Origin of the sequence: Paenibacillus nuruki, assembly GCF_963311185.1 — a bacterium.
Classification (GTDB): Bacteria; Bacillota; Bacilli; order Paenibacillales; family Paenibacillaceae; genus Saccharibacillus; species Saccharibacillus nuruki.
Window position 1 is genome coordinate 4,502,876 of record NZ_OY725677.1, and the last position, 17,028, is coordinate 4,519,903.

Sequence of the window (17,028 nt, forward strand, 5' to 3'; positions counted from 1 at the left end):
TTTATTGCGGTTTAAGTTGTGCTAGAATCTGTGGATCTTTGATCTTGTGATCTTGAGCAAGCATAACGATTTTAGACAAAATCTCTGCTGTTCTCGGATCTTCATCCATAAATGGTAAAAATAATCGTCCACGATGCTGAGAATGGACAGGGATAATATGCAGAGCACTAGCGGCTTGTTGATACACGATCGCACTACCTAGATGCACACTGTAATTCCCTAAACTTCCCTCAATACGAGCATGGTTGCCTTCTACTTTTACATTGTCGATATGAAGTAGACGTAACGATTCTTCCACAATCACACGACGCATTTCGATCGTGGTTAAGCTACTTTCAGGATCAACACCACCTACATGAGCTACACTGACCACCAGATCCACATCACGCATGATTTCAGAGAAAATCAGTGGCGATACTTGATCAAAAGGCAACCGTTCATAGTTAGAACGATTATAAAATTGTACCGTTTCCAGTGTAGGTGCTTCTGTATCGGCAGGGGAGAACCAATCTGCTAGCGCATAGAGATTGGCAATAATATTTTCTTTGTAATAGACTTTCTGCAAGCCTTCTTCGTAACTGACAGTCCAACCTCTTCCACGTAGTAAAGCGACCGCTTTGTTCGGTTGAATCTGGTATCCAGCATAACGACGAGAGAGATTACCACTAGCACGCTCATCTTCGTTAGGGAGATACAATTCACGGAATACTTGCTTGAACGGTTGACGTTGCTGACGCTCAAATAGATCCCGTTGATACAGACTCCATTGACCACTTTCATACAGATGGACAGGGTGAGCAATAATCACTTGATCTTCTAATTGCAAAGGATGCGCGGTACCGTCTGGACTGCGCAACAGACTAGCTTCCCCATCAAGATAACCGAGTGCTTGATTTGCCTGTAACACCAATGTATTGACCAGTGGAGCAAGAACAGGATTATACGATAATTTGATCAATTCATCTGCTGTAAAAGTAGTGCTGTTGGTCATCGAACGTTCCAATTCCTGACGGGCACGACGATATTGATCGGTTAGTTCGGATTTTACTTCTTTCAGACGAATAATATATTCATTTTTATTCAGACGTGCTGGAACCGATTTGAGTGGTTTCGCTTGCTTGATCGCTGTTAAGCTAGTCTGCCCTTCATGATCAATCACTAGCGAGACGTTCAGACCTTCTTCAATCGCGTGTGGTTCAAAATAAGCCAGCAAATCATCCAACTTGCGTGATTCCATATCCCATTGAAGACGAGTGACATCGGTATAACCAGCATTACGAGCCAAATTATCTAGCGCGATCGCAGAGACTGCTCCTTCACTAGCACGACGCTGTGCGCCGAACGTTTTACTTTGCTTGAGGAACAATTGAATAAATTCATACCGCTGACGAATATCAGCATCACGCTTGGTACCTGAAGCCAGTGGAATTAAGCTATAAGCAAGCAACTGATCTTTGTTACGCTTATCCGCTACAGATTGTTGAATCGATGCTAGATCAAGCTTACCAAGTACCGCATCGGCAAACAGTTGACTGCGACGATGATTCGAGCCTGCCGAGATATATTTAGCACACTCATATAAGATATCAAATCGTTCTGTACCTAATTCATCATAGGCTTGACGGAACCAGACGATATCGAACGCACCATCATTGAACTCTTGTGGAGAGATGGGTGAATAATGCGCTACAATCGTTTCTTTTTCCGCTGAGAAAGTCTCATTAATATGGGCATGGAAATACCATGCTGCACTACGTAGACCTTTCCAACCTAGATGTTTGGCGATGATTTCAATCCATTGCGGAGCATACATCGCTGCTTCTAATAATTTCTTGTCATCTATCGGATATTGCTGAAGTAACGATTCTAATTTGTGCTCATCTTCGCCTTCTAAAGGATACGTGTTTTTGAGCAAATAACTAAATGTTTCTTTCTTCGTAATACTATTGCCATATCCGTAAATATACCCGCGTACAAACGTTTCTTTTTGCAGATTCGAGAGAATACGTACAAATACATCAGTGCCTTCTACACGTTCAATATTCATCGCCAGTGAAGTCACTTCAGTAACCAGTTCTCCACGACTAAGTTCAATTTCCAAAATGCGAGCAAGCACAGTATCACGAATCGGAATCATTTTAGGATATTCTTTTACATTAATATGAGTAGCATATCGAATATTCTGAGATGTTAATTCCCGAATAAACTGGCGACTGAGATCACTGCTCATAATTTTGGAATAGATTTCATTATCGCTGATTTTGCCCCACTCATAAGCACGTGCATAATCCGTTGTGCCCAGTAGACCATCCTGACCATAATAAAATTCCAATGTATAAAAGAGATGGAACATTTGCATGGACGATTCTTGATCGTAGAGACGACTGCGTACTAACGAGCGCCACGGTGAAGTCAAGAATTGGAACAACCCTTGTTCCTCTTTGAGTTGATCTTCAGGGAACGTATACATCATCGTAATCAGTGCATCTCGTACCATCGCAAATGTCGCTTGTTTATCGCTATCTTCCAAATATGCTCGAATCAACTCATCCAATTGTTGACGATACGGAAGATTTTTGTAGAACGTTTGGATCGTTAAGATTTGTTCTAACGGATAAATAGACTCGATAAACGTTTGTCGCCAGCCTTCCAATAATCGATATTTCCCTAGCTCCATATAATCCATTTGATCAGAGAAATAGCTGTATAGATCACGTAAAGTCTGATTATACATTTCGGATTGCGTATACAAATACAATTGTACGATTCCTTCTACAGAAAGATCACTTTGTTGTAGATACTGTTGCCATACATCAGGTAAAGGATAGCGTTCGATCTGAGGAGTTTTGTTATCCTCCGTCTGATTGTACCAACCCCCATTGAGTCGATTACCAATTAACATCGTTTCTTTATAACCGCTATAGTATTCGACTGTATATTCATGATCTCGGTGTTCATGTATCAGATCGTTCAAGCTTTGTAAAAAATCGGTGATACGTTTTGGCTCTATGGTAAAGACATCGCGATCCAGTTGGAAATTGGGCTGTTCTGGTTTTTCTTTTAACCATGTATCCATCATTTGCGGATCAAATAATCCAAATCCATTGTTTTCATTGTATTTATCAGTTGATCCTAATTTATCAATCAAGACTTGTTCTTTGGCAGTTGGCTTGGCTATGGTATCTAGCAACAGTAATAAACGTTCATACTGTTCAGACCGTTCAGGTTTGCTTTGTAATTCACTGATCGTTTCTAAGCCAGCCAAACGTTGCAATTCGCTTTTACTTTGTATTAAACGCTGAACTGTAGTGTCTAGTGAGTCTGCAGGTTGATTAAGAAGCAATTGAATCGCACCTTGACGCAATGAACCTGTTTTGAGTTTGAGTAGATTTTCGATATCTTGTAGTTCCGTATCGTTCAATATAAGCTTATTAGCTTGTTTCAGAGCTAACTCACGATTAGACATACTTTTATCTGACAGTGAAGCAAATACAAACTGTCGTTGTTCCGGCATATCTGTATTTGAAAGATAATGTTGTAGTATGGTTCCACGTAGATCAGGGCTTAATTTATCTTTTAACTGTAAAATTTCACTGATCCATTGTTCATCCATATCATATGCAGCTAGATACAGCATTTTTTTGATAGGCAGATCAGCAGAATAGCTCACCTGTACAAAATCCAGCACGCTCGACTGGAACGAAATCTCACGTCCATTCAGACTTGAAAATAGATTGCGGAAATGTTCAAAGTCCTGTCTACGTACCTGTTTATCTTCTAACAAAGGAGTGCGAGGAACTACCAGTTGAAGTGCTGCCATATCGCGTATCGTTTCCCATGAGTAGTAGCATTCATAATCGTAGTTCACAAGTACCCAATAGCGGATTTCATCATCCTCTTCTGCCAGATGAGGTTGTGCAATACGTAAGCGCAAATCTTTATTCTGACTATTACGAAGGACATAAAGCGCTACAATCTTCTGATAACGTGCTCCTGTATCCATTAGATGTTGAATCCGTTCATACACATCTTGCTCTTCATGCACAGCAGTTGCCCACAGGCTCATATAGATATGATTAGCATTCTCACTGCTTAACCATTCTTCTCGAACAGATTGGTCTGACAATGCTTCATAGGCTTGTGTAATCAATTGCTTGGATACTCGTGTATTCGTTGCTTCTAGATTGATGCCTGTCCATGTTCCTAATGCACGCACGATAGAACTATAACGAATGAGATCATTTTCAATAATAGTACGCAGTAAAGTCATTGTGGCTTCCAAAGTACCTTCGTCCAGTTGCTCGACAATACTTTGACGTAGACCTTCTTGCAGACGAGCGGCTATCAGTAATTCGCTGATCATATTGTATGCTTCCGGTTGATGACTCATCAGCATCCCTTCAATCATTGAGCGATCGAATAGAGCCGTCTGATTGTCTCCATAAATGATCTCATGCAAAGCTTTTTTCACTTCAGGTTGATCATGATCCCATGCGTAAGCGATATGAATAGCAATCGCTTCTTTTTGTACCCGGTAATCTTTGCTGAGCGGATAATCACGTTCAGTCAAATACGTATGCAGATCAAATTCATACGCATTTAGGAAAAAGAGAGAGATTAATTGAGATAAGATTGGTGCTATATGTAAAGAGATATCGGATGTACGGTAAGGACGGCGAGTATAACCAACACTATACGGGTACTCGGTTGCATGTTCTGTCACATAGCGGAAAAGATCAGCAGTAGCTTTATCGGATAAACGTTCCACAACTTCAATCAAAGGTTCAAAAGATACCGACTTGGTATCGGTTTTTACCCCTAATATCTGCTTCAGTTGATCCACTTCATCGTCACTGTTCGTGATATAAGTATGCTCATAGAGGTGTACACAATACTGAGCGATCTGCTGCTGTTGTCCTGTCAGTTCAGCAGTCCTCTTCTTCAAATGTTCAAGATATTCATCATAATAATTGCGTTCACTCATGATTTGTAATCCCCTTTCTTACCATTGGCTTCCTGCAAGCATTGTAAAACGGATAAAAGCCACATCATCTCCATCAGTCAAATGAACTGCATCATCCAGATGATCGATTTCCTGTTCCCGAATAAATACTTTGTACAATCCATCTTCAAAAGCCAATAAAGCCGCTTCAATCGCCGCAGATTCATCGGGTGTACGATCATCATGGATAACTCCAAAGCCTACTTTGCCGGCTTCTCCTTGTTCATTAACTTGATCAGGTGTTAAGTAGGAGAGTAGTGAAGAATGCTGTTGGCGCTCGGTAAATGCATGTACATTTTCTTTGACCACTTCAGTTAGAAAATCACGTAAGGTAGCCGGAGCAACAGGGATATCCAAAGGTTCGCGTGTCAGCGCATTTTTGCGTTTACCAAGACTTTTGACAGTAACATAGATACGCATAAGTGTATTTCCTCCTTGCTCTGGATCGTCATATATATACACAATAGATAAACGTTATATCTACGTTGTTAAACGATGAAGTATCTTTTAAGTGTATACGAAATCCAACTGTTAAATCCACCATACCACAAAATTTAAATTAGAACAAATGTTCCTATTTTTATTTACTAAAAAAGCCCTCTATCGACGGCTTACAAACCACCAAATAGAGGGCTGTTATTTTCACTATCACATATCTTATTAACAGATTGTTATATTAGGATTGAAGCACAGCATAAGCTTCTTGTAACACTTCACGCGACTTCATATTATTTAAGTTTTTGGGAACAATATGAATAGACGTTGTAGTATGAAGAGCTTCTTTGACATGAGAAGCAGCAGCTTTTTCACCACTTAGAATAATTTCTTGCCACTGTTTTTCCTGTGCCATACGTTCGATAATAGGAGTTAAACGTTTGACCCAACGAGCTTGATCGACTTCCCAACGTTCTTTGTAATCTTCCCGCTGTTTGTTCACCGTTGACTTCAGATCACTTGTGCTCTGACTTGGACGTTCACGCCACTCATCATTAACAATATCCCATTCAAAGTAATACTCATTGTTAATCTCACAAAGTAAGCTGTCAATAATAGTCACTGAATCACTGCTTAATTGCACGATTCCAGCAGCAGGGCATTTGGAAGTGATCGCATGCAATTCTTCCAATCGTGGTTCAGCTTCGTAATAGAACGCATTGGATAATCCAACCTGTACTTTTTCACAAAAGAATAATCCACCTGATGAATCCGCTACGATAATCAGACCTTTTTTCATATCGTTCCGACTGTTTTCTACGCGTTCTTCGACTTTGGACTGTAGAGCAAGTAAGCTGTCTAAATGTCTACGTTCGTCACCGGCTTCAGTGTATTCAGCAAGCTTTTTAAAACCGTTCTTGAGGTGTAGCTTCCATTCCGGCTGGGTGTTGGCAGTTGGTTCGGTGTTCAGATAGATGGTCAAAAACCGTTCTGCTGCATGAGCAGAGTACTTCTGAAGTGCTTTCCAATTTTCCATAAATCCCATTAGTTTGTACCTCCTCAAAGAGAGTTCCTTTGTATTTACCCGTTCCCAGTTAAATTAAACACTAAATGGGAATTATGAGTCAAATTTCGCCTTCAAAATAGAGTCATATCAAGCAAATAGGAAGTATAATATGCAAGATTAGGAATAGGAAGTATTTACTAAAAGTAGAAATCATAAGGATATATTTGGAAAAATAGATTATAATGTAATCAATATTAAACATTTGTACGTAGTATAAAGTATCATCTCTCAAGGAGGTCAACGGTATGAAGGTGCAATTACTTTTCCAAAAACTCAAAAGAACGATTTCTACGCCTACAGCTATCGTGGCTTCCATATCAATTGTAGCCATTACAACGACTTCTTTTCTTCCTGTACACTCACATTCTACAGACCCACAACAGGATAATATAGCATATGCGATGCTTAATACCGATGAATCTGGCAATCTTACAGAAGTTCAAGATGAATATAAATCAGAACCTGTTGTTACGATTCCTACAGAATCTCCTAGCGCAACCGATATTATGCCTGAAGATAAGGCGGTAGAAACTTCTCCCTATGAATCGATTGTCGCAACAATTGTATCAGAAACATTGATGCATACCGATCAAAAAGGTCATCCCGTTAGCATGCAAGTCAAACGCCAAATCAATGGAAATACCTCTATGCAAGATACAGCCAAAATCGATGTCAAAGAAGCCGCTCTAACGGTGGATATGTTGCGCCGAGATACAGGAAATATGGCGTACTTGAGTATGCCAGCTCCTCCTGAAATGCCACCTGCTGCACAGCTTGAATTAACATTTACAGCTCGTGCACAACAATTGTTTGCTAATTCACAACTGGGTATTAGTATTCAAGCCTGGCACGGTAGAATGATGATGCCTAGTACATCTTTACAATCGGACAAAGAAGATGTCACGATCAGTTTGGGTACCGACGAGAAGACAGCAGCGCCTCAAGGTGCGCTTAGTAAGTCTTTGGAATTTGTTGTCTCCGAATGGGATCAATCGCAAGATGTGTGGATTGTTCTTCCATTGCCGAAAGAGAAACTTTCCAAATCAGAGCTTAGTCATCTAGCAATCTATGCAGAATATCCAGATGGAACCCACAAGTATCTAAAAGGTAAAATAACGGACTATACAGCCACATCTAAAGGAATACAGTTCGCTACCAACCAATCAGGCAAATATACGATTGTAAAAACCAAAGAGATTTTGTGAAAATAAAGAAAAGACTGGTTCTTCGCACAAAAACTTGTTAAACTATTTAATAGTAATCATTACTATTAATAAAGTGGAGCAAGGAGTTGTTGAATGTATGAATAAAACAAACAAAAATAACAGCCGTCTGCCCAAAGCAAAAGGAACAGATATGGCTACCGTATATATGCCTAAAGAATGTGCTCGTAAAGTAAGACATATCGTTCTGAATGAATGCAATCAGCGTATTATAGATGAGTTTATGATGATTTTGGATATGAAAGAAAAATTTATCGAACAAGATGTACCTATGCCTAACAAATTAGTGATGTCTGGCCCACCCGGAACAGGCAAAACGCTGACTGCTTTTTACATCGCAGAACGTCTGCAATTGCCACTGGTACTGGTTCGTCTGGATACCATTATTCATAGTCATCTAGGAGAAACTGCTTCTAATATTCGCAAAATATTTGATTTTGCACGTCTTTCTCCATGCGTGCTTTTTTTAGATGAATTCGATGCGATTGCTCGTACACGCGATAATAATGATGAAGTGAAAGAGATGTCACGGGTTGTGAATACATTATTGCAATGTATGGATGAGTTTGAAGGTGAAAGTATTTTAGTAGCGGCTACCAATCTAGCCGATGAATTGGATCATGCGGTATGGCGTCGTTTTGATACGAAGATGGATTATGCTATGCCTTCCGATCAAGATCGCCAGCATTATATTCAACTGCTAATCGGTTCGTTTGCCACAATCGGTACGTTAGAACATACAGCCTCTACGATACTCAGTGGTTGTAGCTTTGCAGATATTGAACAGATTGTACTCAAAGCAAAGCGTAAAGCGATTATCGAGGACAGTGCTCTAACATTACATCAATTACAGACTGCCTATGAAGAATATAATCCTAAAGTTCATGCGTATGTATAAATAAAAAAAGCACAGGGATCATCAAGCGACCTGTGCTTTTTCTTATGGTATTTATAGAGAGTATACAAGTGATAATGAATTCTAATCATACATTTCTGGGCAGCTATTTCTCAATCTGTACGCGGTTTAGGTGGGCGGGTACACCATAGAATCCACCAGATCATCAACGGTTGAAAAATCAGTCGAATCCATAAAGCGGCTGGATCGGTATACGCTTGTCCTGGTGCTGGAATCTGGTAAAAAGCAGCATAAATATTCGCAGGAAAAATAAGCACTAGATACCAAGCTGTCCATATTCCTGCACGTCTGCGCCAAGCTGGAATAAGAATCATAATCGCTAACGCTAATTCGATCACTCCTGTCAGAATGATCAGTGCATTTTTGAAAGGTACAAATTCAGGTAATAGCTTAGCAAATCCATCCACTTCTATAAAGTGAGCCACACAAGCTCCGATAAAAAAGAGTGCAAAGATATAGCGTGCAATCGTACGAGGGACGGTTGTTGGATATGTATTCATAAGTCATCTCCTTGAAGTATCATCTGACTTGTAGAATAACAAGCTTATGTATATATTAAACCAATCGTTACAAATTGAATGTGATCCAATTGACTACAACGCATATAAACGGTATACTATCTTTGGTATTTAAAAGTAAGTATGTTATATAACGTGCATATTATTATAGATAATCAATAACATCCATAGGGGAGAGATATCCATGAATAAAGAACAACGCAAACAAGAGATTCTACAAGCATATGAAGCAAGACATGCGACAAAAGCATTTGATCCTGAACAAAAAATTTCAGAAGATGATTTTGAGTTTATTTTGGAAACAGGTCGCCTATCACCAAGTTCTGTCGGTTCAGAACCGTGGAAATTCCTTGTGATCCAAAACCAAGAATTACGTGAGCAATTGCGTGAATTTACTTGGGGTGCACAAGGTCAATTACCAACAGCAAGTCACTTTGTTGTCATTTTGGCACGTAACGATGTTCGTTATGATTCGGCTTATTTGCGTGATCAAATGATCGAAGTGAAGCAAATGCCAGCAGAAATGTTCGAAACGATTCTTCCTCGTTATAAAGAGTTCCAAGAAAGAGACTTAAACTTGCTTGAAAGCGAACGTGCTCTATTTGACTGGGCTTCCAAACAAACCTATATTGCACTAGGCAATATGATGACAGCTGCGGCAGAGATCGGTATCGATTCTTGCCCGATCGAAGGCTTCCAAAAAGAAGCGGTAGAACAAATTTTGAGCAATGCAGGTCTAATGGGTAACGGCGAATACGGCGTCAGTGTAATGGCTGCTTTCGGTTACCGTACCGAAAAAGAATTGCGTCCTAAAGCAAGAAGAGGCTTAGACGAAATCGTACAATGGGTTAAATAAGAACTTCAATATAGATAGAAACAAAAAAAGACTCGGATTCCCGGGTCTTTTTTTGTTTATTAAAGTGAAGCTTTGGAAAGCGAGTATAGGCTCTTCATTTCTTCTTGCCAAGGGTCGCATTGAATTTGATTCGCTTGAGCACGCTCAATTAAGTGTATACATTGCTCATATTTTTGTTGCGCTATAAGCTCTGTCGTCAGTGTAAATACAGCATGTGGAAATAGTGGATGATTAGCAGATGGCTCTTGCGATTGACCCGAGATAAATACTAATAATTGTTCATACAATGTATCAATACATGTGTCTGTAATTGGTATCTTATTAGATTCATCCATACGTGCATAGGTAACCAGAAGTAAATCATAATAAAATCGACTCAAAGAATTATTTTTAGAAAGTATCTGTATTCCATACCCATCTGAAAACGAAGAATGTTGTCCACGAATAGGCAATATAGCCAAAATCCCTAATACAAAATGGCAAAAAGCGATACCTATACCAAGGAATAGATTAGAGGTTATATAAACATACAAACTGATAGCAACTACTACAAAATTAGCGATACTACCGCCTGCAAGGTAAAGAATATATTGTACTCTTCCTTTTTTATAATCAGGTAGAAGCACTTGCATGACACATAATGCCCACTCGGTAGCAGAATATTGAAATCTAATTTTCACGCTGGGATTGAATTCTAAGATCAATGGTGCAACAACTAGCCTTTTCAAACGATATCCCAAACAAAGCCCTACAATTAAATGTCCTAATTCATGTATAAGTAGTGCAGAATAAAATGTACCTCCAACAATAAGCAGAATAGAGATCACGTTCAGAATAGAGATTTTGAGATAAAGGAAAGTAGCTAAACACAGAATGATCAATCCCCAGATATACATAGTTTTTGTTCTATTCATCGTTTGCTCCTTATCTCTAAAGAAGTATGTAATAATATCAATGAAAGTATAACAAAAAAACTCACCTCATATGAAATGGGGTGAGTTTTTATATAAAAATATATTTATTCATGTATATGCTATAGGGGATTGTTCTAAAAAATAATCTTAGTGGCGGTTATGATCGTCTTTAGCTTCGCCGACTTTTTGTTGTACTGCGCCTTTAGCTTTATCTACTTTACCTTCAGCTTGTAGAGAAGAGTTATTTGTAGCATTACCTACTTGATCTTTCACTTCGCCTTTAGCTTTAGATACTGCACCTTTTACTTTATCGCCCAAACCGTTATCGTTACTCATCATTAACATCTCCTGTTCAAATAGAATGAATTTGTATTTAATATAAAGGAATCATTTTTAAATGATCAACAAGTCGTCTATGCTTTAGCTCGAACTCGCTGATAGTTAACATTACCCGACAGCATTACCATTTAAACAATCGCTACAAATCGTTTGACAAAAGATTACACCAACAGACAAAATGTTTAAGAACAAAAGAGAATGCCCTTATAGCACAATTGACCAACAGAAAAGTTGTTTTTATAGATAAAATAGACACGTATACTCAAGGAGGAAGAACAGATGATTAAAGCCGTAGTGTTTGATTTTGATGGATTGATTTTGGATACGGAAAGTGTATGGTTTGAATGTTATCAGGAGGTGCTTCGCGGCTATAAGATGGAGCTTGCGTTAGAACAATTCGCTCCAAGTATCGGCACGCATGGCACAGAGTTTCTTGATTATATCGATCTAACGTTGAAGCAACCGGGCATTTCAGTAGAAATCGACAAAGCAGTCGGTCTTTTGCATCAACAGAAGATGGAGCATTTGGAAGCTCGTGCAGGGGTAAAAGAATATTTAGAAGAAGCACAGCAATTGGGATTGAACATAGGGCTTGCTACCAGTTCCAATCGAGCATGGATCGAACGCTTTTTGACAAGATTGGGATTGGTCGATTATTTTCAAGTGATTCGCACCAGTGATGATGTGACCCGGGTGAAGCCTGATCCTGAATTGTATACACAAGTGGTAACAGCTATGGGTGTTGAACCAGCTGAAGCACTGGCTTTTGAAGATTCGTTAAATGGATTAACCGCAGCCAAAGCAGCTGGATTACGTTGTACGATTGTGCCCAATCCAGTGACTTCATTTTTACCCTTTGAACATCATGATCTACGATTGGTATCGATGACAGATATGACGTTGTCTGAAATCCTTGATCGCATGAATGAAAGTACGCCAAAAGGGTAATGCCTAATAAAGAGTAGCAGAAGTACATTATAGGAGGAATTCCTTTTGAAATTATTTATTCATCGCAAAGACCTGCGTATACACGATTTGGTCGGATTTAATTATATTCATGAATCTGAAGCACAAAGTGTACATCTACTCATTATCGATCCTTTTTTATTGCGAAAAGGTAGAGAAAAAGAGCATAGTGGGGTTAATTTTCTTCGTCATGTCCATCGTTTGCAGAAGTTGTATCAAAGTCAGCATAAAACACTACATATCGTTTATGGACAGCCTGAAGTGGTATTGGAGCATGTGTTGAATAAGTTCGATATTGACGAAGTGGTGACCCACCGCGATTTTACTCCGTATGCTAAAGACCGTGATCGCAAATTAAAAGCCGTCGCAGATCAAGCCAATGTTGCGTTTACTTTATTGGTGGATCATATGTTAATCGATGTCGAGCAGTTTACTGATTTTACAGGCAAAGATGGCTTTTATAAAGTATTTGCTCCTTTTCACCGCAAATGGTTAGACTTTCTCGATCAGCATCCGAATCATGCGTCGAGTATCAGTCTCAAAGACTTAAATGTCTCTCGTGCTGAACTCACATTACCGGCAGAATTTGAGTTGCCTTTTGCATTGGAAGAGTATGAGCCAGCCGAAGATCCTGAACCGATCTTGCAGACGTTTATCAAAAGCAAAATGGTGAATTATGGTGAAGAACGAGATTATTATAGTATTGATCCGTCCAGTGACCTGAATCCGCATGTGACCATCGGGGCAATATCGATTCGGCAGATGTTGGATGATGCGCTACGAGCACAAGGGCATGAAGAATGGGTACGTCAGATTTCGTTCCGTGATTTCTATTTGTATCAGGCAATCTATGATGAGCATTATTTCAAATATGAACACAAGTATGATCTATCTGAATTAACGGATCAGCACTTTGAAGCATGGTACAAAGGGGAGACAGGTATTCCAGTTATTGATGCTTCGATGAGACAGTTAAATGAAACAGGGCGGATACACAACCGTTTGCGAATTTTATCAGGTATGTTCTTGACCAAAAATCTACAATGTCCGTTTACACTGGGAGAGCAATATTTCCGTCGTAAATTATTGGATTATGATAATGTGATTAATCGAGGGAACTGGATGTGGTGTGCTTCATTAGGAATTAATTCGGCTCCTTATTTCCGTGTCGTGAATCCAGTGACTCAGTCGACCAAATATGATCCAGAAGGCGATTATATTCGAGAGTGGATGCCAGAGTTAAATGACTTATCTGCGAAAGAAATTCATCAACCTCAAAAAAATGCGATTGTAGATCTTAAAATATCTCGTGCGAGTGCTATCGAAACCTACAAAAAAATCGTGAATAATGTGTAAATAGTGTCTGTATAAAAGGTTTTATAAGGTATATTTGAATAATGACATATGATTTAAAAGATTTAATATAGAGCGAATGATTGAGTCTGATTTTAACACAAATCGCACGTAATAAAGCTTTTCTATTGATAATCGATTGCTACAATCATCCTATTGACCAAGAAAAAGGGGATGATTGTTATTTTTAAGATGATCAAAAAACATCAATGGAACCACCTTCAAGTTACAATTACAGCAGGTACACTGGCGGTTTCATTATTGCTAGGTCTTTCGGGAGGAACTGTCAGTGCAGCAACCAAAGAACAGCCAGAGATTCGTGCCAAAAATGTAATCATGCTGATTCCAGATGGTATGAGTATGGATGGTACTACGTTAACTCGCTGGTACAACGGAGGCAAAGCTCTTGCACTGGATGAAATGGCAAGTGGACTTGTGCGTACATATTCTGCGGATGCGGCGATTGCCGATTCAGCTCCAGCAGGAACTGCTTTTGCAACAGGATTCAAATCACATACCGGTTATGTAGGCGTATTGCCTGATCAAAATACAATGCCAGGGCTTCCCAAATTAGCACCTGGCGATGCTAAAAAGCCTGTCGCTAATATTGTAGAAGCCGCACGATTGGCAGGGAAATCCACAGGTATTATCGCTACTTCTGAGATTATGCATGCGACTCCAGCAGACTTCAGTGCTCACTATCCAGATCGTAGCAATTATGATGCACTGAGCGAACAGCAAGTGTATGCAGGCATGGATGTGGTGCTTGGTGGTGGAGCGACGTACTTTACACCAGCAGGTCGTGAAGATGGTGAGGATTTGACTAAAGTGATTGCGAATTCTGGCTACAACATTGTTAAAAATACAGCAGAATTGAAAGCTTCCACGTCAGGCAAATTATGGGGCATGTTCGCAGACAAAGCGATGGCGAACGATATGGATCGTGATCCTGTGAAGCAACCGAGTATTGCTGAAATGACAGACAAAGCGATTCAAGTACTTTCCCAAAATGAAGAAGGATTCTTCTTGATGGTAGAAGGTAGTAAAGTCGATTGGGCCGCTCATGCGAATGATCCGATCGGGATTATTAGTGAAGTCAATGCGTTTGATGATGCGGTTGCCAAAGCACTTGCATTTGCCAAAGCCGATCAGAATACACTCGTGATTGCAGCGACCGATCATGGTAACGGCGGAATTACAATTGGTGATGCAGGCACAACAGGAACGTATGATGAAGAACCTTTGTCTACTTTTATCGCTCCTTTAAAAAAAGCAAAAGCGACAGGAGAAGGCTTGGAATCGAAGTTCAATAGTAAACGTACCAATATCAAAGCAGTCATGAAACAATACTACGGGATTACTGATCTCACAGCAGAAGAAATCGCTATGATCAAAGCAGCAGAAAAAGGTAAAATGAATTATGCTGTAGGTCCAATGATTAGCAAACGTGCTCATATCGGCTGGACAACAGGCGGTCATACAGGTGGCGAAGTGGCTCTGTATTCGTATGCACCGGGCGGAGTACAATTAACAGGTGTTGTTGAAAATAGCGACATCGCAGGTTATATGGCTTCTGCATTGCAAGTGGATCTGGCTAACATATCGAAACAATTATTTGTTCCTGCCAAAACGGCATTTGCTGCTAAAGGCGCTACCGTCAAATGGGATGCTACGGATGCACGTAACCCAGTTGTCGTAGTAACCAAAGGAAATGATACCTTACGCTTGCCTGTATTTAAAAATACAGCAGACTGGAACGGCAAAACGGTGAAGCTCAAAGGAAATGTAATTCATAATGGTGTACAGACGTATGTACCGCAAGATGCTGTTGATTTATTTTTATAAATGATACCCAACAAAAAGTCATATCTCTTATGAAGAGATATGACTTTTTTACGTTAATTATGATATGCTCCAAATAACAACAGAATAGCAGAGATAGGCGGTCGGCTAATCTCCTTTGTAATCAGACTTTTGTAACTAATGATGTTGCAAGTTTGAAAGGAGGTGATGCTTGTGGAGGTTAAAGATACACTCACATTAATGATTCAGTTCGGTATATTTATTGTTACATTACTGGGCTTAGTTGTTAGTATAGCTATGGCAATTAACCAAAACAAAAAGAAATAGACCGCCTTCCCCAAGGTATGGGTCTATTTCTTTTGTAAGTAGATCACTATGTTGGAGTTGCTGACCGCTCTTCAATGCGGGTCTGTTGCCAGATTGTGCAGGTGCTACCAACATCTGTACAATCTTTTTTTATACTTTGATTATACGCTTTGTTTGTTAGGGGTTCAAGCCATTTATTGAAAATAATACTTTTTTACGTATGCAGAATAGGGATACAAACTACATTAAAATATATTATGATGAAGAACTTCCAATATCATGCTTTTCAGACAACACGTTGTGATCAGCTAATAGTTCAATTAACTCTTTGGCGTTCGGAGTCGCATCGCCAGCGGAATTGTTATTGAACACGACATAGACATGTTCTGACTGATTTTGAATCTCTAGCAGTCGATCCCGCCATTCGATTAATTCTTCTGTGCTGTACTTATACAGATATCTGAGCTTGCGCCAGTTAGGATCACTGCTCTTATGCCAACCATCTACATTGCGTCCATGCATACGTACATAGGTCGCTTGCTTCGAGGTGGCTGCTGTAATGATCGGAATCGAGCCCATGCCAGCTTGCGGTTCATCGACAATCGTATGAATCCAATCTTCTTTACGCATAAAGTCCAGTGTCTTTTCTCGGAATTCGGGCATATACCAAGTCTGATTACGGAATTCTAAAGCACAAGGAATATCACCCATTAATTCACGCGTTTCGCGTAGCGTATCTACATTTTCCCGATTACATTCAAACCACGGTGGATATTGAAATAACGCCATCCTTAACTTCCCTGCATCAATCGCAGGTTGCAAAGACACATGGAATGCTTGGAACATTTCTTCTTTCGTATCGAAATAATTCTTTTTCCCTCGTAAATGTCCGGTCATGCCTTGATACGCTTTAAATACAAACCCAAAATGATCCGGCGTCTGCTCGACCCATTTGGTTACATTTTTGACAGGTTGAACTGCATAAAATGAACTGTCTATTTCAACGATAGGAAAATGTTCACTATACGTAGGTAATCGTTCAGGGGCTTTGATTTTACCATAGAGTTCAGGATGATCTCCAAATCCTGTAAGTCCGATTTCAATCACAATCGTCATCCTCCTGTCTGTACGCTTGATGTTGTTCTATGTATATAAACGAATCAAAGTCGTTGTTAAACAAATAGAGACTCTAATGCTATCTATAAATAGTTAAAAAATATATAATAAGTTATATTTTTTTATTATTTAATTAATAAAGTGAATGTTATAAATGAAAACCTATAATTATACAATTTATTTTAGATTTAGGATAAAATTTGATACTTTTTCTA

General features: G+C 39.4%; 14 protein-coding genes. 7 read left to right on the forward strand and 7 right to left on the reverse strand.

From position 1 onward, the window contains the following. Position 1: 1 nt before the first annotated feature. The 3 genes from RCP16_RS20005 to RCP16_RS20015 all read right to left on the reverse strand — a co-directional run bounded on the left by RCP16_RS20005 (position 2) and on the right by RCP16_RS20015 (position 6,482). Positions 2 to 4,984, reverse strand: a complete 4,983-nt coding sequence (locus RCP16_RS20005) for a DUF4132 domain-containing protein (protein WP_308641153.1) — start codon at positions 4,982 to 4,984, stop codon at positions 2 to 4. 18 nt (positions 4,985 to 5,002) lie between these two features. Then, positions 5,003 to 5,422 carry a hypothetical protein gene (locus tag RCP16_RS20010; RefSeq protein WP_308641154.1) on the reverse strand — a complete coding sequence of 140 codons (420 nt, stop codon included), beginning with the start codon at positions 5,420 to 5,422 and terminating at the stop codon, positions 5,003 to 5,005. 256 nt (positions 5,423 to 5,678) lie between these two features. Then, a complete protein-coding gene (locus RCP16_RS20015) occupies positions 5,679 to 6,482 on the reverse strand; it encodes a VLRF1 family aeRF1-type release factor (RefSeq protein WP_069325750.1) in 804 nt (267 codons plus the stop codon). A 266-nt stretch (positions 6,483 to 6,748) separates the two neighbouring features. On the opposite strand from RCP16_RS20015, the gene RCP16_RS20020 reads away from it, so the two are divergent. Further along, complete coding sequence (locus RCP16_RS20020; RefSeq protein ID WP_308641155.1) at positions 6,749 to 7,708, forward strand: hypothetical protein; 960 nt, start codon at positions 6,749 to 6,751, stop codon at positions 7,706 to 7,708. A 97-nt stretch (positions 7,709 to 7,805) separates the two neighbouring features. Next, positions 7,806 to 8,624 carry an AAA family ATPase gene (locus RCP16_RS20025; protein ID WP_069325748.1) on the forward strand — a complete coding sequence of 273 codons (819 nt, stop codon included), beginning with the start codon at positions 7,806 to 7,808 and terminating at the stop codon, positions 8,622 to 8,624. A gap of 110 nt (positions 8,625 to 8,734) precedes the next feature. On the opposite strand, the gene RCP16_RS20030 is transcribed toward RCP16_RS20025, so the two are convergent. Continuing rightward, positions 8,735 to 9,142, reverse strand: a complete 408-nt coding sequence (locus RCP16_RS20030; protein ID WP_069325747.1) for a DoxX family protein — start codon at positions 9,140 to 9,142, stop codon at positions 8,735 to 8,737. A 202-nt stretch (positions 9,143 to 9,344) separates the two neighbouring features. On the opposite strand from RCP16_RS20030, the gene RCP16_RS20035 reads away from it, so the two are divergent. Continuing rightward, a complete protein-coding gene (locus RCP16_RS20035) occupies positions 9,345 to 10,016 on the forward strand; it encodes an NAD(P)H-dependent oxidoreductase (RefSeq protein ID WP_069325746.1) in 672 nt (223 codons plus the stop codon). A gap of 59 nt (positions 10,017 to 10,075) precedes the next feature. On the opposite strand, the gene RCP16_RS20040 is transcribed toward RCP16_RS20035, so the two are convergent. Together RCP16_RS20040 and RCP16_RS20045 are read right to left on the reverse strand one after the other, a co-directional pair. Further along, on the reverse strand, positions 10,076 to 10,930 hold the full coding sequence (locus tag RCP16_RS20040) for a site-2 protease family protein (RefSeq protein WP_308641156.1): 855 nt from the start codon (positions 10,928 to 10,930) through the stop codon (positions 10,076 to 10,078). Positions 10,931 to 11,077: 147 nt separating this feature from the next. Further along, positions 11,078 to 11,266 (reverse strand): CsbD family protein, encoded by a 189-nt coding sequence (locus RCP16_RS20045; protein WP_069325743.1) that lies wholly within the window; start codon positions 11,264 to 11,266, stop codon positions 11,078 to 11,080. 282 nt (positions 11,267 to 11,548) lie between these two features. On the opposite strand from RCP16_RS20045, the gene RCP16_RS20050 reads away from it, so the two are divergent. The 4 genes from RCP16_RS20050 to RCP16_RS20065 all read left to right on the forward strand — a co-directional run bounded on the left by RCP16_RS20050 (position 11,549) and on the right by RCP16_RS20065 (position 15,718). Then, on the forward strand, positions 11,549 to 12,217 hold the full coding sequence (locus RCP16_RS20050; protein ID WP_308641157.1) for an HAD family hydrolase: 669 nt from the start codon (positions 11,549 to 11,551) through the stop codon (positions 12,215 to 12,217). 45 nt (positions 12,218 to 12,262) lie between these two features. Further along, positions 12,263 to 13,591 (forward strand): cryptochrome/photolyase family protein, encoded by a 1,329-nt coding sequence (locus RCP16_RS20055; protein ID WP_308641158.1) that lies wholly within the window; start codon positions 12,263 to 12,265, stop codon positions 13,589 to 13,591. Positions 13,592 to 13,780: 189 nt separating this feature from the next. Then, on the forward strand, positions 13,781 to 15,433 hold the full coding sequence (locus tag RCP16_RS20060; RefSeq protein WP_308641159.1) for an alkaline phosphatase: 1,653 nt from the start codon (positions 13,781 to 13,783) through the stop codon (positions 15,431 to 15,433). Between the two features lie 171 nt (positions 15,434 to 15,604). Beyond that, complete coding sequence (locus RCP16_RS20065; RefSeq protein ID WP_241669384.1) at positions 15,605 to 15,718, forward strand: putative holin-like toxin; 114 nt, start codon at positions 15,605 to 15,607, stop codon at positions 15,716 to 15,718. 234 nt (positions 15,719 to 15,952) lie between these two features. Here RCP16_RS20065 and RCP16_RS20070 read toward each other — a convergent pair whose 3' ends face one another. Next, a complete protein-coding gene (locus RCP16_RS20070) occupies positions 15,953 to 16,804 on the reverse strand; it encodes a DUF72 domain-containing protein (RefSeq protein ID WP_137223914.1) in 852 nt (283 codons plus the stop codon). Positions 16,805 to 17,028 lie beyond the last annotated feature (224 nt).